Below are 20,935 nucleotides of genomic sequence, written 5' to 3' on the forward strand. Positions count from 1 at the left end.
GCCAGCGACTATATGTGGTCGCACCCAAAGGCCGTACATATGGAAGCAAGCGATCCGATCAAAATATTCTGCTCAGCCTCTTGCAAGAGGGAGCCGTCCACATATGGAACAGGTTTGGGCATCACCAGCCATTAACACATTTGATTCCCTCGAGGAATCCCTCAGCCTCAATTACGCAACAAAGTCCATTAGCGAACAAAAGTCGCTTGCCTCTCTCACTACACAGTGGAGTTACCGAACTCCGAAAATCCGAGATTTGTGGATTTCCATGATCCACGTCTGCGCGGCAGGTCGAGCGTGAAAAGCGCGTGGTACCCTTCAAGTGGCTAAAGAGCGTTCCTATTGCGAAGCACCGGAATTCACATGCCGGCTCACCCAATGAAGCGACCTTCAGGTATTCCAAAAAATCTCCCAACCCTGGGGAAACAAGGCCTGACCTGAAAGGACCTGAGCAGGCTGTCATCCTTTCACAGCGCTGATCGACGGAATCACCGCTCCAGTAGGCACGAGACTTCGTTCCCAACCTGATGATCTGACGTCCCCCCGATTTCATCCGCCGGTTTGAATGAGAGCTTTTCAGTAGTGTGACTTTTGATGCTGAAGGAGCATGCCGTGAAGATTAGTTGATATACCGAAGGGCAGATTGACTACGCGATGAAGCAGACGGAGACCGGCACGCCTGTGGCGGAAGTGATCAGCCGGATGGGGATTTCGGAGCAGACCTTTTGCCGTTGAAAGAAGCTGTACGGCGGGCTGGGCGTTGGGGAGTTACAACGGCTCAAGCAACGGGAGGATGAGATCCGGCAGCTCAAGCGACCGGTTACCGACCTCAGTTTGGCTGGATGACACCAGCCGAATTTACTTCGTCTGCCGGGGTTAACCCCGGCATGAAGGCCGGAGGCTAAACTTGAACCCGGACACGAAGCCGGGGGACCGTCAATGAAGGAGCCGGACTCAACCTCTGACATTTAACAATCAAGGGAGCACGGCAGATCCAAGGCTATTTCGTGTCTAGGACGCAGCTGCCGCATCGCATCTCTTCGGTCGCAAACCAATTCAGATGATATCGGGAATGGTCAGCAAATGGACAGCAGATTTCGCTTCGTTCCTGACATAAACCCCTTCTGTTCTTTAATGGAATGGCGGAAATCCGTAGTTCCTAGAGCTATTTCACCCTTCACACGGGTGGGGTTGCAGGTTCAATTCCTGCCGCGCCCACCATTTCCGCCTTCTTCCAGCAATTGATACGTATCAATGCGCCGAAGGGCGGCAGCGCCGAAACAGGCTGCGTTCTGGAAGGAGAACTTGTCATGTTCAAGAGCAATGTCGGCGGTATCGACCGCACTCTGCGCATCGCCATAGGGGTCATGCTAATCGCACTCGTTTTCGTCGGAGACCGCCTCGGTTTGCCCGTAGGCAACTGGGGCTGGCTGGGCCTGATCCCACTCGCCACCGGGCTCCTCAGCACGTGCCCGCTCTATTCGATCGTTGGCATGAGCACCTGCCCGCGCAAGTAGGCCCTCTGGATTTAGGGAAGCATGCTTGCACTGCATGGCCCTGCGCGGCATAGCGCAGCGCCATGCACGATATCCGACTGATCCGCGAGAATCCCGAAGCTTTTGACGCCGGTCTGGCGCGCCGTGGTGTTGAACCGCAGTCCGGCCCGATCCTGGTGCTGGACAGCGCGCGCCGCGCCGTGGCGACCAAGATGCAGGAGGCGCAAAACCGCCGCAATGAGGCTTCGAAGGCCATCGGCGCGGCCATGGGCAAGGGCGACAAGGACACAGCGGAAGCGCTGAAAGCCGAGGTTTCCGGGCTCAAGAACACGCTTCAGGAATGGGAACAAGAAGACCGCGAGCTGACTGCCGAACTGCAGGACGCGCTGGCCCGGCATCCCAATATTCCCGCCGCAGACGTGCCTGAGGGCGAGGACGATAGCCATAATGTCGAGGATTCGCGCTGGGGAACCCCGCGATCCTTTGATTTTTCTCCGAAAGAACACGCCGATCTTGGCCCGGCGCTGGGTCTCGATTTCGAGACTGGTGCCCTGCTTTCCGGTGCGCGGTTCACGTTTCTGCGCGGCCAGATGGCACGGCTGCAGCGGGCGCTGGGGCAGTTCATGCTTGACCAGCAGACGGTGCAAAACGGTTACACCGAGTGTGCAACTCCTTTGCTCGTGCGTGACGAGGCAGCTTTCGGCACCGGTCAGCTGCCCAAATTTTCCGAGGACCTGTTCCAGACCACCGATGGACGCTGGCTGATCCCGACTGCCGAAGTGTCGCTCACCAACTCCGTGCGCGAGCAGATACTTCCCGAGGCCTCCCTGCCCCTTCGCATGACCGCGCTCACGCCCTGCTTCCGGTCCGAAGCCGGCGCGGCCGGTCGCGATACGCGCGGCTATATCCGTCAGCACCAGTTCGAGAAGGTCGAGTTGGTCACCATCTGCCGTCCCGAGGATAGCGAGACCGAGCATGAGCGGATGGTCAAGGCGGCGGAATCGATCCTCGAAGCGCTTGAACTGCCCTACCGCAAGGTCCTGCTCTGCGCCGGTGACATGGGCTTTACCGCACGCAAGACCTTCGACCTCGAAGTCTGGCTGCCGGGACAGGATGCTTACCGCGAAATCAGCTCGATCTCCAACTGCGGCGACTTTCAGGCGCGGCGCATGGATGCGCGCTATCGCCCGGCGGGTGACAAGGCCAAGCCCGAGTTCGTCCACACGCTCAATGGCTCGGGCCTTGCCGTTGGCCGTACGCTGGTGGCCGTGCTTGAGAATTACCAGCAGGAAGACGGCTCGGTCGACGTGCCCGCCGCGCTGCTCCCCTACATGGGCGGCGTGACGCGGCTGGTGCCGTAATGCGCATCCTGCTGACCAACGACGACGGCATCAACGCCCCCGGGCTCAACGTGCTGGAGCGGATTGCGCGGCAGTTTTCCGACGATGTATGGATTTGCGCGCCAAGCGAGGAGCAGTCGGGCGCGGGGCACAGCCTTACCCTCACCCGCCCGGTGCGGCTGCACAAGCACGCCGAGCGGCGCTTTTCGGTGAGTGGCACGCCGACTGACGCGCTGACCATGGGGCTAAAGAAGGTCCTCCCCGCCCCACCCGACCTGATCCTGTCCGGCGTCAATCGCGGCGCGAACCTGGGCGATGACGTAACCTATTCGGGCACGGTATCCGCAGCCATCGAAGGCGCGCTGGCCGGCGTGCGCTCGATCGCCTTCAGCCAAGTCTATTCCAAGGAAGGCATAGGCGACGAAGTTTCCTTCGCCGCGGCCGAGGAATGGGGGCCCAAACTGTTGAAATCCCTTATTGACGTGTCATTCGCCCCGCGTACTCTGGTCAATGTCAACTTCCCGGCGCTGGCCGCAAACGAGGTGAAGGGTATTCGCGCAGTGCGGCAGGGCTTCCATGACTATGCGCGTGGTTCGGTGGTCGAAGGCATGGACCCGCGCGGCTATCGCTACTTCTGGTTCGGTCTGGACGGGATCGAGCATACCCCCGGCCACGACAGCGACCTTGAGGCGATTGCCGACGGCTACGTCTCGGTCACGCCATTGCAGCTCGACCTCACGCACGATGCCTCGCTCGCCATGCTCAAGGAACGCTTTGGATGAAACGCTTTGCTGTTCTCGCCCTGATGTTCGCGGTTCCTGTCGGAACTGCGCTGGCGCAGGACAGCGACCCGGCGAGCGAGACAGTCCACGTCGTCAAGCCCGGAGAAACGCTGGGGGGCGTAGCGCAGCGCGCAGTCGTACCTCGCGTGTTGATTATCGAGGCGAACGGCCTGAAGGCACCCTATGCTCTGAAGGCCGGCCAGAAGCTCGTCATCCCGCGCCGCCGCAGCCATACGGTGAAGGCGGGTGAGACCGGCTTTGCCATTGCCCTGCAATATGGCGTGCCGTGGGATGCCATCGCCACGGCCAATTCGATCGATCCGAAGAAGCGGGTAAAGGTCAACACAAAGCTGGCCATCCCGACCATTGCCAATGTCCCGTCGCCGCCGCCCGGCCCCGCCGCCAAGCCGGGCGGCGTCCCGGCAGCACCGTCGCTGGCAACCGCGCCGAATGGCTTGAAGTTCAGCTGGCCCGCGCCCGGCGCCGTGATTCGCGGCTTTACCCCGACAGGATCACGCAATTCCCACACGGGCATCGACCTTGCCGGAGACATGGGCAGCGCAGTGCGCGCCGTCGCTGCCGGCCGCGTGGTCTATGCCGGGTATGAACCGAAGAAATTCGGCAACCTGGTAGTCATCGACCACGGCAAGGGCTGGCACAGCGCCTATGCCAAGTTGCAAAAAGTTACCGTGACGAAGGGCGACCGCGCAAAGGCCGGCGAACGCGTCGGCCTGCTGGGCGATACGGGCGAGACCAAGCGCACCGAACTGCACTTCGAAGTGCGGCGCTATAACCTGCCTGTAGATCCCGAACTGCTGCTGCCTGAGCGCGATTGATAGCCTAGCCGTCAGTCCAAGGCCCAGAACACCGTGCCCGTCGCCAGATAGACCACCAGCCAGAAGCCCGCATCGACCAGCGCCTCGCGCATCGGCAGGCGGTGGCGGGCATAGGAAATGAACAGCGCCGGCCCAATAAAAGCCAAGGCAATGCCGCCTGCCTGCATCCAGTAAAGCCACGGCTTCACCGCCAGCGTTGCCGCGCCGATCCGCGCAAAGGCGTGAGCGAGCATCAAGGCCGACAGCGCCTGAAGCAGGATCGCGCCAAGCATGCCGCTGACTGGCCCCTTGCCGCGCGTCCCCACCTGCTGTCCGGCCATTCGCCCGAACATCGCCGCTCCGCCGAACAGCGGGCCGTACCAGACAAAGCCGATCGCCACGGCCAGATTGGCTGAAAGGATCACTGCGAGCCAGTTGATGGGTTCCATTGGCCGATCTTGCCGCATCGCCCGCGCTTGGCAATGGCCAATCGCGCCATTCGGGTGTAGGGGCCGCGCCCATGTCCTCTTTAATCCCCTCCACGATTCCCGATCAGAAGAAGATCGGCATGGTCAGCCTCGGCTGCCCGAAGGCGCTCGTCGATTCCGAGCGTATCCTCACCAAATTGCGCGCCGATGGCTATGCGATGAGCCCCGACTATGCCGGGGCCGATGTCGTGCTGGTCAACACCTGCGGCTTCCTTGACAGCGCCAAGGAAGAAAGCCTCGCCGCGATTGGCGAGGCGATTGCCGAAAACGGGCGCGTAATCGTGACCGGCTGCATGGGCAACGAGGCGGACGTCATCCGCGCCAAGTTTCCCGCCGTGCTGGCAGTAACCGGTGCCCACCAGTACGAAGCCGTGGTCGAAGCCGTCCACGAAGCCGCGCCGCCGACGCAGGGGCCCTTCATCGATCTGGTGCCGCAAACCGACGTCAAGCTGACCCCGCGCCACTACAGTTATCTCAAGATTTCCGAGGGCTGCAATCACGCCTGCGCCTTCTGTATCATCCCCAGCCTGCGCGGCAAACTCGCCAGCCGGCGTATCGATGCCGTGCTTCGAGAGGCGGAAAAGCTGGTTGCGGCGGGAACGCGCGAACTGCTGGTGATCAGTCAGGATACCTCGGCCTATGGCGTCGACGTGCGGCATGAAGAGCGCCAGTGGAAGGGCCGCCCGGTCCGTACCCACATGACCGACCTTGCCCGCGAGCTGGGCAACCTGCGCTGCCCCGATGGCACCCCGCCGTGGGTGCGGCTGCACTATGTCTATCCCTACCCCCACGTCGATGCGGTGATCCCGCTGATGGCCGAAGGGCTGGTGACGCCGTATCTCGACATTCCGTTCCAGCACGCCAGCCCCAGCGTGCTGCGCGCGATGAAGCGTCCGGCAAACGAGGCCAAGGTGCTGGAACGCATCGCAGCATGGCGGGCGATCTGTCCTGACATCGCGATCCGCTCCAGCTTTGTCGTCGGCTTCCCCGGCGAGACCGAGGCGGACTTCGAATATCTGTTGCAATGGCTGGAGGAAGCCCAGCTAGATCGCGTCGGCGCGTTCCGTTTCGAACCTGTCGAAGGCGCGGCGGCGAACAATTTGCCCGATCCCGTGCCCGAAGCGGTCAAGGAAGATCGCTATGCCCGGATCATGGAAGTGACCGAGCGCATTTCCACCGCCAAGCTCGCCGCCAAGGTCGGACGGACGATCCCGGTGATCATCGACGAAGTGGGTGAGCCTGACGAAGACGGCGACATCGGCGCAACCGGTCGCAGCCAGGCCGATGCGCCCGAGATCGACGGCGCGGTGTACCTGCGCGAAGTGCCCGCGGCCCTTGCCCCCGGTGACGTGGTTCAGGCGCTGATCGAAGATTCGGACGCGCACGACCTCTATGGTGTGATTGCAGGAAACTGAACGCTCAGTTGCAAAGAACGCAATTGCTGCCGCTCTTTTCGCACTTGCAGCATTTCGATTTGCTACTCATAAGGGACGGGCCTTTCAGGCATCCTCTCCCAAAAAGACTTTTCAAAGGCCCGGCCCGCAAGGACCGGGCCCTTTTTTTGGTTCAGCGGATTGGAGCAACGAAAAGGGGCCAGACATACGCCCGGCCCCGTTCAACTGGCCAAAGCAAACCGCCTCAGAATAGCTTGGTCAGCATATAGAAGCCTGCGCCGACCAGGCCGCTCATCGGGATGGTGATGAACCAGGCCGCGACCACGTTCGCCGCCACGCCCCAGCGTACCGCGCTGGCCCGGCGGGCAACGCCGGTGCCGATCACCGAACCGGTGATGGCGTGAGTGGTCGAGATCGGGATGCCGACCGACGATGCGCCGAAGACTACAATCGATCCCGCGGTGCTGGCGCAGAAGCCGGTGTGGTGATTGAGCTTGGTAATGCCCGTGCCCATCGTCTTGATGATCTTCCAGCCGCCCGACAGCGTCCCCAACGCGATCGCGCCATAGCACGACAGGACCACCCAGCCGGGCACATGGAAACCGCCGCTCAGATGTCCGGTCGAATAGAGCAGCACCGAGATGATCCCCATGGTCTTCTGGGCATCGTTGCCGCCGTGGCTGACCGAATAGGCGGCGGACGAGAACAGGTGCATCACCTTGAACACGCTCTCCGCCTTGCGCGGCTGAAACGCACGGAAGATCCACGAGGTCAGCAGGACGAGCGCCATGGCAATTGCCATGCCGAGCAGCGGTGACATGAAGATTGCGAGGAATGTCTCGATCGTCTTGGGCCCACCGACTGCTTCGGTGCCGCCATGCGCAATGCCGGCGCCCAGCAAGCCGCCGATCAGTGCGTGGCTGGACGAGGATGGTATGCCCTTGATCCAGGTGACGATGTTCCAGAACATGGCCCCGACCAGCGCGCCAAACACGACTGCCGGGGTCACCGTATCGGGATCGATGATACCCTTGCCGATGGTTTCCGCCACGTGCAGCCCGACCAGCCAATAGGCGGCAAAGTTGCCGACAGCGGCAAAGACCACGGCAGCAACCGGCGACAGCAGGCGCGTGGAGACCACGGTCGCGATCGAGTTGGCCGCATCGTGCAAGCCGTTGAGAAAGTCGAAAGCCAACGCCATGATGACGAGGCCGATAAGCAAGGGCATGGCAAGCTCGTGCATTGCCGTTCTCCTGTGCGGGCGTGATCAGGCGTGATCGATGACGAGCGAGTCAATCTCGTTCGCGACATCTTCAAAGGCATCGGCGATGCGTTCGAGGTGCTTGTAGATTTCCTTGGCGACGATGAAATCCAGCGTCTTGCCGCCGCCCTTGGCGCGCTGGTAATGTTCTTTCATCCCGGCATCGTGCAAAAGGTCGACCTTGCCTTCGAGGCTGACCAGTTCACCGGTCAGCTTGTGCAGGCGTTCGCCATTCTTCTCTAGATCGCGCAGCATCGGCAGGGCCTCGGCGATGATGTTCGAGGCGGACAGCGCGATCCCGGCGATTTCCTGCATGTGCGGGTCAAAGGCCGAGAATTCGTAAAGCTCAATGGCCGAGGCGGCCGACTGCATCTCGTCAATGACATCGTCCATCGCGCCGATCAGCGAGGTGATCGCGCCCCGGTCGAAAGGCGCGAGAAAGGTCTGGCGTACCTCGTGCAGGGTCTTGCGGATGATGTCGTCGGCGTCATGCTCGCGGTCACGGATCGTGGCGATGGCGACATGGGGATCGCCCTGCCCGCGCGCCAGTCCGTCCAGCGCGATGGCGGCTGCGACAATGTTGGCGCCGTGGCCTTCGAACAGCTCGTAAAAATCGCCAGATTTCGGCAACAAACGCTGGAACCAAGCAAACATCATGCATCCCCCTCGAAACGCTGGCCAGAGCCAGGCCGGCTCACTGCAGTGGTCCGAATCGATCCTATCCGCGCACGGGCTAGTTTCATGACAGTCCTGTGACAATGGCGCGACAAACTGCGATGTGGACTAATCCGCTGGCCCGGTTACGCTCCGCCCCCATGAAGATTGCATCGCTCGCGGCCATCGCCGCCCTGCTCGCCCCGCTCCCCGTCCTCGCCCAGGCGCTTACTCCTGAGGAATCGGCGAAGATCGATGCCGCTGTCACAAAGGTGCTGGCCGAAACCGGCGTTCCGGCGGCACAGGTGGCCGTGGTGCGGGACGGCAGGATCGTGTTGTCAAAGGCCTGGGGCAAGGCATCGGGCAGCCAGCCGGCGGCCCGAGCCGACATGCGCTTCCAGATCGCCTCGATCTCCAAACAGTTTCTCGGTGCGCTGATGTTGCTGCTTGAGGACGAGGGCAAGCTGAGCCTGGATGACAAGGTCGCCAAGTACATGCCCGAGGTGACCGGGGCGGACCGCATTACCCTGCGGCAGTTGCTCAATCACACGTCGGGTCTGCAGGATTATTGGCCGCAGGACTATTCCTTCGCGGCGATGGAAAAACCAACTGCGCCCGGCGGCATCGTCGATCGTTGGGCAAAGAAGCCGCTCGACTATGAACCCGGCACGCGCTGGCAGTACTCGAACACCGGCTATGTCGTGGCGGGAATGATCGCCGAAAAGGTCGGCGGCGCGCACTTGTGGTACCAGTTCGAACAGAAGCTGTTCAAACCGCTTGGCATCAGCCCTGTGCCGCTCGATTCGACGCATGGTCCGGCGTTCCCCGTAGGGCACGAACGCTTCGCCCTTGGCCCGGTGCGCCCGGTAAAACCGGCAGCGCGCGGCTGGCTGTGGGCGGCGGGCGAACTGGCCATGTCGGCCGAAGAGCTGTCCAAATGGAACATCGCCCGGATCGACCGGACGCTGCTGCCACGGGAAGACTGGGAGGAGATGGAGCGCCCGCAGATCCTGACGAATGGCATCAACAGCAATTACGGGCTTGGTGTGTTCCGCGTGACGGCAAACGGGCGCACGCTGGTCGATCATGGCGGCGCATCGGTGGGGTTCCTGTCGCTCAACCGCGTCTGGCCTGACACGCGCGCGGCGGTGACCGTGCTGACCAACGCCGATTTTGGCGGCGCACAGACCAAGATCAACGATGCCGTGACCGAGATCATCCTGCCGGCCAATGCGCAGGCCAGCGTGCCCGAGGCTGCGCGCACCGAAGATGCCCGCGACGATCTTGCCGCGCTGGCGGAAGGCAAATTCGAACCGCTGCGCTTCACCGAAAGCGCGCGCTATTATTTCACCCCGACCGCGCTGGGCGATTACCGTGATTCGCTGGTCAAACTGGGCAAACCGACTTCGATCGAGCCGACCCGCTCCCCCCGCCTGCGCGGCGGCTTCGTCAACCGGGTCTACAAGGTCACCTGGCCATCGCGGACCATGTACCTGAGCACTTATGCCGAACCCGGCGATAAGGGCCGCTGGGAGCAGTTCATGTTGACCGATTGAGGCCTAGGCTCGGGGGCTCACACTTTGGCCCGCCTGAGCACCAGATAAAGCGCGCCCGCCCCGCCATGCCGGCGATGGGCTGCGCGCACTGCCGCGATCCGCGAAGAATGGCTGCCTGCCGCCAGCCAGTCGAGCAACTTGGCGCGGATCACGCCGCGCTGGCCGCCCGAATGCGCCGCGCCGCGATCCACCGGGCGCGGCCTGCCGGTAACCACGAGAATCACCCGCGCGCCCTGACTTTCCGCCAGCATGAGCCCATGTTCAAGCCGGTTCCACGCCGTGTCGAGCGTATGGCCGTGCAGGTCGATAGTGAAATCGGGCGCGACAGTGCCCTGCGCCAACTTGCGGTCCCAACTGGCGTCGAGGCCGTGGTGAGTTGCCACCGGAGGGTCGCGCGGCGGCTGCACCGGCGGCGGGCTGAACGGACGAATTGCTGCCTTGCGCTTGACCGGCAGAGGCGGCGGCGGGGCCTTCCCCTTGCCCTCCGGTGCGACGGGAGCGGTGGCCGCCGCTGCCTTTCGCAACGGTCGAAGCGGCTTTACCGTCGCGGCCACGCGCGACCACAGCGCGGCCTCTTCCGCAGTCAGGCCGCGCGGGGGTTTCATTTACTGCGCGCCCAGACGCGCCAATGTGCCCTTGGGAAGGAACAGCAGCGCCTCGCCGCGCCCGGTCATGCCGCCGGCAATCTGCCGCGCGGTCGGGCCGGCACCCCAGAACGTGTCGAAGCGGTTTGCGCCCTTGATCGCGCCGCCTGTGTCCTGCGCCACCCAAAGTCCGCTGGCCTCTGGCCGGTCAACCGACAGCCAGACCGGCGCACCCAGCGGGGTAAAGGCTGGATCGGCAGCCACGCTCGATTGCCCGCGCACCGGCACGCCCAGCGCGCCCAGCGGGCCGTCGCCGGTAATCTCGCGGAAGAAGATGTACGATAGGTTCTCCCGCATGATGGCCTTGCCGCCTTCGGGATTCTCCCGCAGCCACGCCATCAGCCCCTGCATCGAGGTGGGATACTGCCCCGTCCCGCCGACCAGACCGCGCTGGCGCATCAATGAGCCAATGCCCACGTAGTCGCGCCCGTTCTGTCCGGCATAACCAATCCGCATGACTGTGCCGTCCGGCGCGAGCAGGCGGCCGGAGCCCTGAATCTGGAGGAAGAAGAACTCGATTGCATCGGCGGCGTAAGCGATCTCAAGGCCCTTGTTGGCCAGCGCCCCGTCCTCGATGGCCGCACGGTCGTGGTAGAGCACGAACTTGCCCGTCTCGTCATAGCGGCCCAGCGGCGGGGTGCCGGTGCGCTGTTCGAGCGGGGTTTCGGCTGGCCAGGCGCGGATCAGGTCAGGCGGCAGGCGATAGACCGGCACGGCAAAGCCGGGCTGCGGCGTGCGGGTGCCCGCAATCTCTGGCTCGTAATAGCCTGTGGTGAAGGCCCTGCCCTCGCCAACCTTCGCCGCTTCGAAATGGCGCGCGAAAAATCCGGGCGCGTCAATGGCCGGCCATGTCTTCGCTGCGTCGCAGGCCGCTTTCCAGTCGGCACTTCGCGTCAGTCCGCTGGTGTCGGTACGGGTCAGCAGGCGCGGGCAGCTTTCGAAGAACGAGCGCAAGGCGCTCGTGGCGCGCCCGCCGGACAGGTTCAACGTATCGATGGCCGGGCCGGCGCGCACGCCAAGCTGGGCTGCGGTGGCGGCCGGCGGCGGAACTACGGGGACATTGACGACCGGATAGTTCGCCGGCCCGGCCGCGTCGGGGATGATCTTGCAGGCAGAGAGCGAGGTGATCGCAGCGATGGCGGCAATCCGCCCGAACCAGCCCCCCACCAGCGCTGCCTCAGCCTTCGTCGGTTTCGTCGATCAGCCAGTCCGGGCTGGCGGACTTCAGGTTGCGGCTGAAGGTCCAGATGTCGATCGCCTCAACCGCGTCGGTCAGCGAACCGGCAACCACGTTGCCATTGGCATCGCGGGTGACAGCGGCAATGTCGGACGTGAAGCGCACGGTGACGCGGGCCATCGGCGCATTGTAGCTGGCATCGACCACCACGGCTTCCTCGACGCGCACGAGGCGGTTGTCGAGCACTTCGCCAGCGGCAATGCGCGCATCGATGGCGCCGCTGAAGCCTTCATAAACATCGGAATCGCACAGGTGCGACAGGTCTTCCTTGTCACCGCGCCAGAACGCTTCGAGCGCCATGCGATAGGCACCCTCAGCGCCGGCAAGGAAGGTCATCAGGTCGAACCGGCGATCGGCAGCGGCGATTTCGCGCAGCGCGCGTTCAGCGGGAGCAAGAACCCCCGGAATTTCGCGCAACTGGCCATTCGGACCCTGCGCGCGGTCGCCCGGCTTGGGCAGCGGCAATTGCGTGACCTTGGAATCGGCAGCGCCATCAACGCGGCCGGAAATCGTCTCTTCCTCGTGCTCTGCGCGGCGGCCGAGCACCGAATAGAGACGCAGACCAAGGAAGGCTGCGATGAGGGCAAGAATTACAATCTGAACGGTCACAGCAGGACTTTCATTCCAGGCGCGCAAGCACGCGTGTTGGCTCTTCCTAACCCCAGATAGGTATCGTTGACAAATGAACAACGCGTGGACAGCGACATTAAGGCACGATTTCGCGTCCAGTTGATGCCTAGAAGTCACGGGGCTGCCCCGGGGGGTAGCAACACATCGGAAGGTTGCCGCCTTTCGCGCGCGATGCTAGGCGCGCCGGCAACCGATCCCTCCCAATTTTTGCAGGAACTTCGAAAAATGGCCGACGAAGGCAACGTCATCACCGACCTCGATCTCGATTCGCCCGTCCCCAACGGCGAAGACACCGGCCCCGCCGCTGGCGTCATTTCGCAGTATGTGAAGGATCTTTCGGTCGAGAACCCCAATTCGCCGATGTCATTCCAGTGGCAGGACGCGCCGCAGCTTGACGTGCAGATGAACGTCGAGGCCGACCAGGTTGAAGGCGAAATCCACGAAGTGAAGCTGCGCATCCAGCTCACCTCGAAGCACGAAGCCGGCACCGCCTTCATCGTCGAACTGACCTATTGCGGCCTGATCGGCATGCGCGGACTTCCCGCCGAAGCCATGCACGCCTTCACTTACGCCGAAGCGCCACGCATCCTGTTCCCCTTCGCCCGCCGCATCATTTCCGATGCCGTGCGCGATGCCGGATTCCCGCCGGTGATGCTCGACCCTATCGACTTCAACGGTCTCTATGCGCAGCAGCTTGCCGCCGCGCAGGACACCGCGCAGGCCGAGCCGGCAGGCAACGCCTGATAACCGCTAAGGAGGGCGTTCCGGCATGAGCCTCATCAGGAACGTCGGGACGATTGGCGGGCTGACGGCGATCAGCCGCGTCTTCGGCTTTGCCCGTGACATGCTGCTGGCCCGCGTGCTTGGCGCCGGGCTGGTGGCAGACGCGTTCCAGCTCGCCTTCACCTTGCCCAACACGTTCCGCCGGCTGTTTGCCGAAGGCGCGTTCAGCGTAGCCTTCGTGCCGATGTACAGCCGCGCGCTCCATGGCTCCGACGGCAAACCCGGCAGCGAGGAAGCGGCAGAGAAGTTCGCTGACGACGTGCTTGCGGTGTTCGTCTGGGTGCTGTTCGGCTTCAGCGCGCTGGCCATGGTGTTCATGCCCGGCATCGTCTGGCTGCTGGCGCGCGAATACGGCAATGTCGCCGGCAAGTTCGAGCTTTCGGTCCTGCTCAGCCGCATGACCTTCCCCTACCTGTTCTTCATCAGCCTCGTCGCCATGCTTTCGGGCCTGCTCAATGCCCGTTCGCGCTTCGGCCCGGGGGCCTTTGCGCCGGTGCTGCTCAACATCTTCCTGATCAGCGGCATCCTGCTGGGGCGCGAAATGCGCGGCGGCAGCACGGACGATACCGTGGTGGGCTACTGCCTGGCCGGCGCTGTCTCGCTCTCGGGCGTCGCGCAGTTCCTCTATCTTTGGTGGGAAAGCCGCCGCGCCGGAGTGCGGCTCAAGGTCACCATGCCCAAACTCACCCCCGAAGTGCGGCGCATGGGCGCGCTGATCCTGCCAGCAACATTCGGCGCGGGAATCTATCAGATCAGCCAGCTGGTCGACACGTTCTTCGCCACCTCGCTGCCGCAGGGCTCGTTGTCGCTGCTCAAGCTGGCGGACCGGCTCAACCAGATGCCGCTGGGCATTGTCGGCATTGCGCTGGGCACGGCGATCCTGCCGATGCTGTCGCGCCACATCCACACTGGCGATGCGAAGGAAGCGCAGCGGCTGCAGACCAACGCGTTCGAGATTGCCACCTTGCTGACCCTGCCCGCCGCCGTGGCGCTGGCCGTCTGCGCCCCGGCCTTCTGCACTGCGTTCTTCGTGGGCGGCAAGTTCACCGCTGCTGACGGCGCGATCATGGCCAACATTGTCGTCGCGCTTGTCGCTGGACTGCCGGCCTATGTCGTGGTCAAGATCCTCAACCCTGGCTTCTTCGCGCGGGAAGATACCCGCACCCCGGTGTGGACCGCGCTGACCTCGCTGATCTTCAACGTGGCCGTGAACCTCTATGTCGTGAACCGCTATGGCATTGTCGGCCTCGCCGCCGCGACTGCCGCTTCGGCCAGCCTCAACTGCCTGCTGCTCTATGCCATGCTGCACAAGCGCGGCTGGTTCCGCTTCACCGCGAAGCTGGGCGGCCGCATCGCGCGCCAACTGGTGGCGACCGCTGCGATGGGCGTGGCGCTGTGGTGGGCCATGCCGCTGATGGCAGACCGCTATGCCGGTTCGGTGTTCGACCGCGTCTGGTCGCTTTCCGCGCTGGTTGGCCTTGGCATGGTGGTTTTCTTCGCCGTCGCATGGATTTCCGGCGCACTTGACGAGGACCTCGTGAAGCTGCTCAAGCGCCGCCGTCCCAAGCGCAACAAGTCTGACGACGAGATTTTGGAAGTAGAGTAACACCCATGCGTATCGTTTCCGGCATCCAGCCCACCGGCAATCTCCACCTCGGCAATTACCTGGGGGCGATCCGCAATTGGGTGAAGATGCAGGATGATGTCGCTGCAAATGGCGGGCAATCGCTCTATTTCCTTGCCGATCTTCATGCCATTTCGATGCCGCACGTACCGGCTGATCTCGCCGCCAACACGCGCGAGATGGTCGCCGCGCTGGTCGCCTGCGGGATCGATCCCGACAAGTCGATCCTTTTCAACCAGGCACAGGTGCCCCAGCATGCCGAGCTGCAATGGCTGCTCAACGGCACGGCCCGGATGGGCTGGCTGAACCGCATGACGCAATGGAAGGACAAGGCGGGCAAGAACCGTGAGGGCGCGAGCATCGCTCTGTTCACTTATCCCGTGCTGCAGGCCGCCGACGTGCTGCTCTATCAGGCGACCCATGTTCCCGTGGGCGAGGACCAGAAGCAGCACCTCGAACTGGCCCGCGACATCGCGCAGAAGTTCAACAACGACTTCGCATCCGAAGACGCGCCGGTCTTCACCCTGCCCGATCCGATCATCCCGCCCGAAGCCGCCCGAATCATGAGCTTGCGCGATGGTTCTGCGAAGATGTCGAAGTCTGACCCTTCGGACATGAGCCGCATCAACCTCACCGACGAGGCCGACACGATCATGCAGAAGGTCAAGAAGGCCAAGACCGACCCCGAGCCGCTGCCGTCCGACAAGGATGGCCTCGCAGGGCGCCCCGAAGCCGCGAACCTTGTCGGTATCTATGCTGCGCTCTCCGGCACGACCGTAGAAGCAGTGCTGGGCGAGTTCGGCGGCGAAGGTTTCGGCAAGTTCAAGCCGGCGCTGGGCGAACTGTTGGTCACTAAGTTGGCACCGATCAACACGCGTTTCATCGCGCTGAAGGACGACACCGCCGCGCTCGACGCCATCCTGCGCGCCGGCGCGGCAAAGGCACGCGCGCTGGCCATGCCGACACTGGACTCCACTTACGCCGCGCTGGGGCTCGTGCGCTGATGAACCGCACGGAGCCGCGCTAAACATTCAACCCCTGTTCAGCGCCGGGAACTTAAGGCAAGTTCATGTATTCCGAAGACTCGGCGTCTTTGCGGCCATTCGGCCACGTCCTCGCCTTCTTCGGATCAAGTCTTGGGGACAAGAGATGAATACACGCCGCCACAGTCTTCGTTTCGCGCTGGTCGCCGCCCCGCTGATGCTGGCGCTTTCCGCCTGCACAAGCGGCCTGACCGCCAATGTGAAGCGCTTTGAATCGCAGCTTCCGGCCCCGGCCGGCCAGACCTTTGCCGTTGTCGCGGATGATCCCGCGCTCGCTGGTGGGCTGGAATTTTCGCAGTACGCCCGTCTAGTCGAGGCCCGCATGGCCTCGCTCGGCTATTCGCCTGCCCGTCCTGAGAACGCCAACCTGCTCGTCCGCTTCGACTATGGCGTCGACAAGGGGCGGGAGCGTGTGCGCTCCACCGGGTTCGCTGGCGATCCGTTCTGGGGTCCGTGGTACGGCTATGGCCGCGGCGGCTTCTATGGCCGCCCCTACCGTTCGTTCGGCTACCGCCCATACGGTGCCTGGGGTTACGGCTGGCACGATCCGTTCTTCGACGGCGGCGTGGACAGCTACACCGTCTATACCAGCGGCATCGAGATGAAGATCGATAGCCGCACCGATGGCCGCCGACTGTTCGAAGGCAAGGCCGAGGCGGTATCGACCTCGAACCGGCTGGGCTATCTGGTGCCAAACCTGGTCGAGGCCATGTTCACTGACTTCCCGGGCCGCTCGGGCGAGACTGTGCGGATCACTGTCGCTCCGGAAAAGAAGCGCAAGTAAGCCCGATACAGGGCCGGATTTCAAACGGGCTCGCCACTGCGGCGGGCCCGTTTTCGCTTGTGCGCCCGCCACTTGCTAACCCGAACTGATGGTATAGTATTCCATCAAACAGGGGGAGAGTCGGGATGAGCAAGTTCCCTGTGGTTACCGGACCGTGCCCCTACAAGTCGCAGCTTGCCGAACTGATGGACGGCTCCATGTGCCGCATGTGCCAGCGCGAAGTGCATGACCTCACCGCGATGAACGAGCCCGATCGCCGTGCTTTTCTAGCGGCATGTGAAGGATCGGTCTGCGTCAGCTACAAGGTCCCGGCCCGCGCCGCGCTTGCCGCGCTCGCCATGGGTGCGGCGACCCTTGCCGCCCTGCCCGCCGCAGCGCAGGACGCGCCCGCAGCCGCCGAGCAGGCGGTGCCGGAAGAGGATTACGAGATCATCGTGGGTGCCGTGAAGGACCCGGCCAAGGCCAAGTGGACCAAGGCCCCGCGCCAGTCAGCGCCCAAGTTGCCGGTCGTTTACGAGGATGAGGGCGACACGGATGCCCCCAAGGGCAAGCCGACCAAGTAATTATCGTCATCCCGGCGCAGGCCGGGACCCAGCGGAGAAAAGAAAGCCGTCGTAAAGCGACGACTGCTATTTGCTTAGACTGGATCCCGGCCTGCGCCGGGATGACGGGGTGGGTTAACCCGCCTGGGCTTCCAGTTCGTCGCGGTTGCGGATCACGATTTCGCGCCGCGAAGGCAGGTCGATCACGCCTTCGCTCTTCAAGCGGGTGAACTGGCGGCTGACCGTCTCGATCGTCAGGCCAAGCACGTCGGCAACCTGTTGGCGCGAGAACGGCAGTTCGAAACGCGACAGGGACGCGCCATCGCCTTCGCAGCCCGTGTCCACCAGCCGTTCGGACATGTCGATCAGGAAAGTCGCCACCTTCTCGCTCGCCGACTTGCGACCGAGCAGCAGCATCCAGCTGCGGGTGCGTTCGAGTTCGGCAAGCGTCCGTTCGAGCAGCTTGTGTTCAAGCGCCGGGTGGTTGCGGGCGAATTCATCGAAATCGCGACGACCGAACACGCAGACCTTGGCGCTGGTCAGGGCCGTTACCGAATGGCCGGTGCGCCCGCCGAAAGGCCGTCCGATGAAGTCCGCCGGATAGACTACGCCGACAATCTGTTCGCGCCCGTCTTCGGTGCCGGTGGAGAGTTTGAGCACCCCTTCGACCACATTGGCGACGAGAATGGACTCGTCATCTTCCCAGATCAGCGACTGCCCGGGTTCGAGCGTGCGGTGTCGTCCGATCGTGTTCAGCGCCTCAACCTCTGCGCCCGAAAGGGCAGAGCAGATGGCGCGATTGCGGACAAGGCAGGTATCGCAGGAGGACATTGCCGGCCGGACCTATCAGAGTGCGGCTCGACCGGCAATCACAAGTGCTGCGAGGCGATCACAACAATCGCCCGGGCATACCAAGTCAGAAGCCCAGATCCTCGATGATCGCGCCGTCGAAATTATAGGCCAGCTTGTGCACCGCCTGCGCCACCTGACTCAGCGGCCTGCCCTCGATCATCGCGTCGATGGTGCGGTGGTTGTTGCTGATCAGCCCTTCACGGTCCTTCGACAGGCGCATGTATTCGAAACCGGGCGAATGCATGCCCTTCTGCTGGATCGGAATGTTCGAATAGTCCTGCTGAGGAATCTTGGGAAAGTCCTTGGAATCGAACGGCAAGATAATCGGATCCATCGGCACCGGAGTTTCGGTACCCGGTGCCATGTGGGTCAGCGACCAGATCTCGAACAGGCAGGTTTCCGCCGTCAGCGGGCGTACGCGGTAGCTGGTCATGCCGGTGAAGTAGATCAGCAGGAAGTGGTTGGGGAACAGGAACTGCAGCGCCTCGACCGGGTGCGACTGGCACACGGCGTTGAGGTCAGGCACGTTTTCGCCTGCAGCCTTGAGCTGCTTGCTGATCGCATCCTGAACCATGCCGAACCACATCGGCACGCCAATCGCCGGGTCTTCGGGCAATTCGGCATCGACCAGGCTGCGGGCGATTTCCACTTCCTTGGTATGGATCAGCCCGGCCATGCCTTCGTTGAGCAGTTCCATCTGGCGGAAATGCTGGTCGACGTGCTGGCGGGTCGTCAGTTGAGGGTCGATGCCGGGGCCAAGGCCGCCGGTCTCGTCGCCATAGCGCGCGTTGTAGAGCACCGGCGTTGCGTGCTGCAACTGCGGGTGGGTTTTCATCACGTGGTAGCCCTCCTGGAAGGCCTCCATCGCGATCTTCCAGTTCGACGGGAGCACGGTGCCGTACCACCATTCGGCGCGCATATCGGCCATGTTGCGCACGTCGAGCGCATCGGCGATCGGGCCCATCCACTCGCGCAAGCTTGGCGCGGAATTATCGAAGTTGATATAAGCCTCGCCGCCCAGCGTTTCGCAGCGCACCGGGATCAAGTTAAGCTCTTCGTGATTGAGAACGTCCTGATTGAACAGATGCTTGCCGTAAACAAATGTGTTCTCGCCATCCATGTTCCAGCGCCAGCCGTGGAACGGGCAGATGAAGCCGGTCTTGGCGCAGTTGCCGTGTTCGTTCCCCTTCCCGCCAGCGACGGGAACGCCGCGGTGGCGGCAGTGGTTGGCATAGGCTTTAACGCCCGTCTTGGTGTTCACCACCAGCACCGACTTGCCGAGGATGGTATATTCCGTCCAGTCGCCGATATTGGGGATGTTCTCCAACCGGGTCGCCATCTGCCACGAGTGGTTCCACACCGCATCGCTTTCGAGTTGGAAGTATTCCTCGTCGTAGAAGCGCTTTGCCGGAATCTTCTCCGGATCGGTGACCTTGAAGGGGTTGCCGGCGGCAATCAGGCTGTCGCGCGCGTCGAAATCGGCCATCTTGGTATCCTCTCAAATTATGTCCTGAACCTGCGGCAGCCCCCCCGCCGAGGCCTTGATCTTCCGCAAATCGCGGCAACGCCCCGGCGATTGGCCCACCTGCTTCAGTCAATGCGCTTCAGGTGCCCCGTGCCCATGAAGTGGGCGAGGCCGCGGTGCAGGTTGGTGACCTTGCGTTCCTGCCAGGGGTTGGGAAGGTTGCCCTTGAACCCGCGCGATTTGTAGCCGCGCTGCATCTCGACCATGTTCGAGATGTCCTGCGCGATGACGTAAGGCCACTTGTCGAGATCCTGCTCGACGAAGGTCCACTCGGTCTCGGGTTCTTCACCCTCGCCGAAGCGGTCAAGCGCAACGGCTTCGAAAATGCACTTGTCGGGATCGGTGCCCCATGGCCGCACCCGGTAGGCGAGGCTGAAGGTCGGCCCCGGGATGAAGTTGACGTTGGGAAAGATCGAAAGGGCAAGTCCAGCCGCGGCAACCTGCGCGTCGCTGAGGTCCGGCCAGGTCACCCCTCGGGCAGCGTCGGCCTCTTTGGCGATCTTCATCCAGTACTGATGAACCTCACCCGCCGGCGTGCCTTCGGGCAGTTCGAGCGGCAGGCGCTGGGCGGTCTTGACGAGCGTTTCCGAGGTCGATGCGCCGATGGTTTCCCAGTATTCGGCCTGCATCTGGGCGATGGTCGTGCGCGGATCACCGTCTCCGGCGGCGCGGTGGACCGAGGTTTCGACTGCCGTCCCCGCATCGCGGTGCGCCTTCGAATCGAAACCGGTCTGGCCGTGGAAACCGAAGGCCTTCGAGAACGAGTAGAAATCTCCGTACTTGATCAGCTGCGGATGCGTGCCCTGCACGTGGTATGGCTCAAGGAAAGCCTCCAGCGCCACCTTCCAGTTGCAGTCGAAAATGCCCCAGTAGCGAAACCGGTAGCGCATCTTCTCGAACTCGAACGGGTCAATCAGCGAGGCGACCGGCTCCAGCCATTCGCGCAAAGGCCCGGCGTCCAGATCCATGTTGATCCAGATCCACCCGCCCCAGGTATCGACCTGCACCGGGGTCAGGCTGGTGCAGACATTGTCGAGCGCACCCTGCCAGTCTTCCTTGTCCGGGATGTAAATGGCATCGCCGGCAAGGTCGAAGGTCCAGGCGTGGTAATTGCAGCCGAACTTCATCTGGCTGCCCCGGGCCGAATGCGCGCCCTTGTCCTGCGCCACGGTCTTTGGTCCGCCGCCGGTATTGTTGCCGACCAGCCGCCGGCCCCGGTGGGTGCAGACGTTGTGATAGGCCTTCAGTGTTTCAGGTGTGTCGCGGACGATCAGGATCGAATCGTGGCAGATGTTGTAGGTGATGTAGTCACCCACCGCCTTCAGCTCTTCGACGCGGCCGGCCTGTTGCCAGACCTTTGACCACAGCTTGTCCGGCTCGGCCTCGGCATATTCGCGGCTGATGAAGGCCTCGGGCGGGTAGGTGACGGCTTCGGAAAGGTCTTCCGCAACGATCTTCTCGGGCTTGTTCATGGCGCTGGCTCCC

20 protein-coding genes and 1 pseudogene are annotated in these 20,935 nt (G+C 63.1%); 12 read left to right on the forward strand and 9 right to left on the reverse strand.

The features are described from left to right. Nucleotides 1-654 precede the first annotated feature (654 nt). From WG900_RS18040 to WG900_RS18060, 5 genes and pseudogenes are all read left to right on the forward strand, one after another. Nucleotides 655-837 (forward strand): annotated as a pseudogene (locus WG900_RS18040) (transposase); the annotation flags it as partial. Between the two features lie 473 nt (nucleotides 838-1,310). Continuing rightward, nucleotides 1,311-1,517, forward strand: coding sequence for a YgaP family membrane protein (locus tag WG900_RS18045; RefSeq protein ID WP_339969408.1), 207 nt, complete (start codon nucleotides 1,311-1,313; stop codon nucleotides 1,515-1,517). A 62-nt stretch (nucleotides 1,518-1,579) separates the two neighbouring features. After that, nucleotides 1,580-2,857 (forward strand): serine--tRNA ligase, encoded by a 1,278-nt coding sequence (serS, locus tag WG900_RS18050; RefSeq protein ID WP_339969410.1) that lies wholly within the window; start codon nucleotides 1,580-1,582, stop codon nucleotides 2,855-2,857. Further along, the gene (gene surE / locus WG900_RS18055) at nucleotides 2,857-3,618 is read left to right on the forward strand and encodes a 5'/3'-nucleotidase SurE (RefSeq protein WP_339969412.1); all 762 of its coding nucleotides are present in this window, start codon (nucleotides 2,857-2,859) and stop codon (nucleotides 3,616-3,618) included. Before serS ends, surE begins: the two co-directional genes overlap by 1 nt. Continuing rightward, complete coding sequence (locus WG900_RS18060) at nucleotides 3,615-4,454, forward strand: M23 family metallopeptidase (RefSeq protein WP_339969414.1); 840 nt, start codon at nucleotides 3,615-3,617, stop codon at nucleotides 4,452-4,454. The genes surE and WG900_RS18060 overlap by 4 nt, the downstream gene beginning before the upstream one ends. An 11-nt stretch (nucleotides 4,455-4,465) precedes the next feature. On the opposite strand, the gene WG900_RS18065 is transcribed toward WG900_RS18060, so the two are convergent. Then, nucleotides 4,466-4,882: a DUF1761 domain-containing protein gene (locus WG900_RS18065; protein WP_339969416.1), complete on the reverse strand. Its 417-nt coding sequence runs from the start codon at nucleotides 4,880-4,882 to the stop codon at nucleotides 4,466-4,468. 71 nt (nucleotides 4,883-4,953) lie between these two features. Between WG900_RS18065 and rimO the strand changes: the two genes are divergently transcribed. Continuing rightward, nucleotides 4,954-6,336, forward strand: a complete 1,383-nt coding sequence (gene rimO, locus WG900_RS18070) for a 30S ribosomal protein S12 methylthiotransferase RimO (RefSeq protein WP_339969418.1) — start codon at nucleotides 4,954-4,956, stop codon at nucleotides 6,334-6,336. A gap of 223 nt (nucleotides 6,337-6,559) precedes the next feature. Here rimO and WG900_RS18075 read toward each other — a convergent pair whose 3' ends face one another. Further along, nucleotides 6,560-7,558 carry an inorganic phosphate transporter gene (locus WG900_RS18075; RefSeq protein WP_339969420.1) on the reverse strand — a complete coding sequence of 333 codons (999 nt, stop codon included), beginning with the start codon at nucleotides 7,556-7,558 and terminating at the stop codon, nucleotides 6,560-6,562. A 24-nt stretch (nucleotides 7,559-7,582) separates the two neighbouring features. Further along, a complete protein-coding gene (locus tag WG900_RS18080) occupies nucleotides 7,583-8,233 on the reverse strand; it encodes a DUF47 domain-containing protein (RefSeq protein WP_339969422.1) in 651 nt (216 codons plus the stop codon). A gap of 158 nt (nucleotides 8,234-8,391) precedes the next feature. Here WG900_RS18080 and WG900_RS18085 point away from each other — a divergent pair, with 158 nt between their 5' ends. Beyond that, the gene (locus WG900_RS18085) at nucleotides 8,392-9,786 is read left to right on the forward strand and encodes a serine hydrolase domain-containing protein (RefSeq protein ID WP_339969424.1); all 1,395 of its coding nucleotides are present in this window, start codon (nucleotides 8,392-8,394) and stop codon (nucleotides 9,784-9,786) included. A 17-nt stretch (nucleotides 9,787-9,803) separates the two neighbouring features. On the opposite strand, the gene WG900_RS18090 is transcribed toward WG900_RS18085, so the two are convergent. The 3 genes from WG900_RS18090 to WG900_RS18100 are packed head-to-tail and all read right to left on the reverse strand — an operon-like array spanning nucleotide 9,804 to nucleotide 12,276. Beyond that, complete coding sequence (locus tag WG900_RS18090; RefSeq protein ID WP_339969426.1) at nucleotides 9,804-10,391, reverse strand: Smr/MutS family protein; 588 nt, start codon at nucleotides 10,389-10,391, stop codon at nucleotides 9,804-9,806. Then, nucleotides 10,392-11,597 carry a murein transglycosylase A gene (gene mltA, locus WG900_RS18095; RefSeq protein ID WP_339969428.1) on the reverse strand — a complete coding sequence of 402 codons (1,206 nt, stop codon included), beginning with the start codon at nucleotides 11,595-11,597 and terminating at the stop codon, nucleotides 10,392-10,394. 10 nt (nucleotides 11,598-11,607) lie between these two features. Then, the gene (locus tag WG900_RS18100) at nucleotides 11,608-12,276 is read right to left on the reverse strand and encodes a Tim44/TimA family putative adaptor protein (protein ID WP_339969430.1); all 669 of its coding nucleotides are present in this window, start codon (nucleotides 12,274-12,276) and stop codon (nucleotides 11,608-11,610) included. Between the two features lie 246 nt (nucleotides 12,277-12,522). Between WG900_RS18100 and secB the strand changes: the two genes are divergently transcribed. From secB to WG900_RS18125, 5 genes are all read left to right on the forward strand, one after another. Next, complete coding sequence (secB, locus tag WG900_RS18105) at nucleotides 12,523-13,041, forward strand: protein-export chaperone SecB (RefSeq protein ID WP_339969432.1); 519 nt, start codon at nucleotides 12,523-12,525, stop codon at nucleotides 13,039-13,041. Nucleotides 13,042-13,066: 25 nt separating this feature from the next. Continuing rightward, nucleotides 13,067-14,686: a murein biosynthesis integral membrane protein MurJ gene (gene murJ, locus WG900_RS18110; RefSeq protein ID WP_339969434.1), complete on the forward strand. Its 1,620-nt coding sequence runs from the start codon at nucleotides 13,067-13,069 to the stop codon at nucleotides 14,684-14,686. Nucleotides 14,687-14,691: 5 nt separating this feature from the next. Continuing rightward, nucleotides 14,692-15,708, forward strand: coding sequence for a tryptophan--tRNA ligase (gene trpS, locus WG900_RS18115; RefSeq protein ID WP_339969436.1), 1,017 nt, complete (start codon nucleotides 14,692-14,694; stop codon nucleotides 15,706-15,708). Between the two features lie 145 nt (nucleotides 15,709-15,853). Then, nucleotides 15,854-16,531 carry a DUF4136 domain-containing protein gene (locus WG900_RS18120; protein WP_339969438.1) on the forward strand — a complete coding sequence of 226 codons (678 nt, stop codon included), beginning with the start codon at nucleotides 15,854-15,856 and terminating at the stop codon, nucleotides 16,529-16,531. A 125-nt stretch (nucleotides 16,532-16,656) separates the two neighbouring features. Further along, complete coding sequence (locus tag WG900_RS18125) at nucleotides 16,657-17,094, forward strand: hypothetical protein (RefSeq protein ID WP_339969440.1); 438 nt, start codon at nucleotides 16,657-16,659, stop codon at nucleotides 17,092-17,094. Between the two features lie 114 nt (nucleotides 17,095-17,208). On the opposite strand, the gene WG900_RS18130 is transcribed toward WG900_RS18125, so the two are convergent. The 3 genes from WG900_RS18130 to WG900_RS18140 form a co-directional block, all read right to left on the reverse strand. Next, nucleotides 17,209-17,904 carry a Crp/Fnr family transcriptional regulator gene (locus WG900_RS18130; RefSeq protein ID WP_339969442.1) on the reverse strand — a complete coding sequence of 232 codons (696 nt, stop codon included), beginning with the start codon at nucleotides 17,902-17,904 and terminating at the stop codon, nucleotides 17,209-17,211. 85 nt (nucleotides 17,905-17,989) lie between these two features. After that, nucleotides 17,990-19,411, reverse strand: a complete 1,422-nt coding sequence (locus WG900_RS18135) for an aromatic ring-hydroxylating oxygenase subunit alpha (RefSeq protein ID WP_339969444.1) — start codon at nucleotides 19,409-19,411, stop codon at nucleotides 17,990-17,992. 104 nt (nucleotides 19,412-19,515) lie between these two features. Further along, entirely contained in the window at nucleotides 19,516-20,922 is a 1,407-nt protein-coding gene (locus WG900_RS18140; RefSeq protein ID WP_339969446.1) for an aromatic ring-hydroxylating oxygenase subunit alpha, read from the reverse strand. Nucleotides 20,923-20,935 lie beyond the last annotated feature (13 nt).

This window comes from Novosphingobium aquae, from assembly GCF_037572715.1.
GTDB classification, from domain to species: domain Bacteria; phylum Pseudomonadota; class Alphaproteobacteria; order Sphingomonadales; family Sphingomonadaceae; genus Novosphingobium; species Novosphingobium aquae.

Coding starts and splice junctions, on each gene's coding strand:
- WG900_RS18045 (WP_339969408.1), top strand. CDS start 1,311: ATGTTCAAGAGCAATGTCGGCGGTATCGACCGCACTCTGCGCATCGCC.
- serS (WP_339969410.1), top strand. CDS start 1,580: ATGCACGATATCCGACTGATCCGCGAGAATCCCGAAGCTTTTGACGCC.
- surE (WP_339969412.1), top strand. CDS start 2,857: ATGCGCATCCTGCTGACCAACGACGACGGCATCAACGCCCCCGGGCTC.
- WG900_RS18060 (WP_339969414.1), top strand. CDS start 3,615: ATGAAACGCTTTGCTGTTCTCGCCCTGATGTTCGCGGTTCCTGTCGGA.
- WG900_RS18065 (WP_339969416.1), bottom strand. CDS start 4,882: ATGGAACCCATCAACTGGCTCGCAGTGATCCTTTCAGCCAATCTGGCC.
- rimO (WP_339969418.1), top strand. CDS start 4,954: ATGTCCTCTTTAATCCCCTCCACGATTCCCGATCAGAAGAAGATCGGC.
- WG900_RS18075 (WP_339969420.1), bottom strand. CDS start 7,558: ATGCACGAGCTTGCCATGCCCTTGCTTATCGGCCTCGTCATCATGGCG.
- WG900_RS18080 (WP_339969422.1), bottom strand. CDS start 8,233: ATGATGTTTGCTTGGTTCCAGCGTTTGTTGCCGAAATCTGGCGATTTT.
- WG900_RS18085 (WP_339969424.1), top strand. CDS start 8,392: ATGAAGATTGCATCGCTCGCGGCCATCGCCGCCCTGCTCGCCCCGCTC.
- WG900_RS18090 (WP_339969426.1), bottom strand. CDS start 10,391: ATGAAACCCCCGCGCGGCCTGACTGCGGAAGAGGCCGCGCTGTGGTCG.
- secB (WP_339969432.1), top strand. CDS start 12,523: ATGGCCGACGAAGGCAACGTCATCACCGACCTCGATCTCGATTCGCCC.
- murJ (WP_339969434.1), top strand. CDS start 13,067: ATGAGCCTCATCAGGAACGTCGGGACGATTGGCGGGCTGACGGCGATC.
- trpS (WP_339969436.1), top strand. CDS start 14,692: ATGCGTATCGTTTCCGGCATCCAGCCCACCGGCAATCTCCACCTCGGC.
- WG900_RS18120 (WP_339969438.1), top strand. CDS start 15,854: ATGAATACACGCCGCCACAGTCTTCGTTTCGCGCTGGTCGCCGCCCCG.
- WG900_RS18125 (WP_339969440.1), top strand. CDS start 16,657: ATGAGCAAGTTCCCTGTGGTTACCGGACCGTGCCCCTACAAGTCGCAG.
- WG900_RS18130 (WP_339969442.1), bottom strand. CDS start 17,904: ATGTCCTCCTGCGATACCTGCCTTGTCCGCAATCGCGCCATCTGCTCT.
- WG900_RS18135 (WP_339969444.1), bottom strand. CDS start 19,411: ATGGCCGATTTCGACGCGCGCGACAGCCTGATTGCCGCCGGCAACCCC.
- WG900_RS18140 (WP_339969446.1), bottom strand. CDS start 20,922: ATGAACAAGCCCGAGAAGATCGTTGCGGAAGACCTTTCCGAAGCCGTC.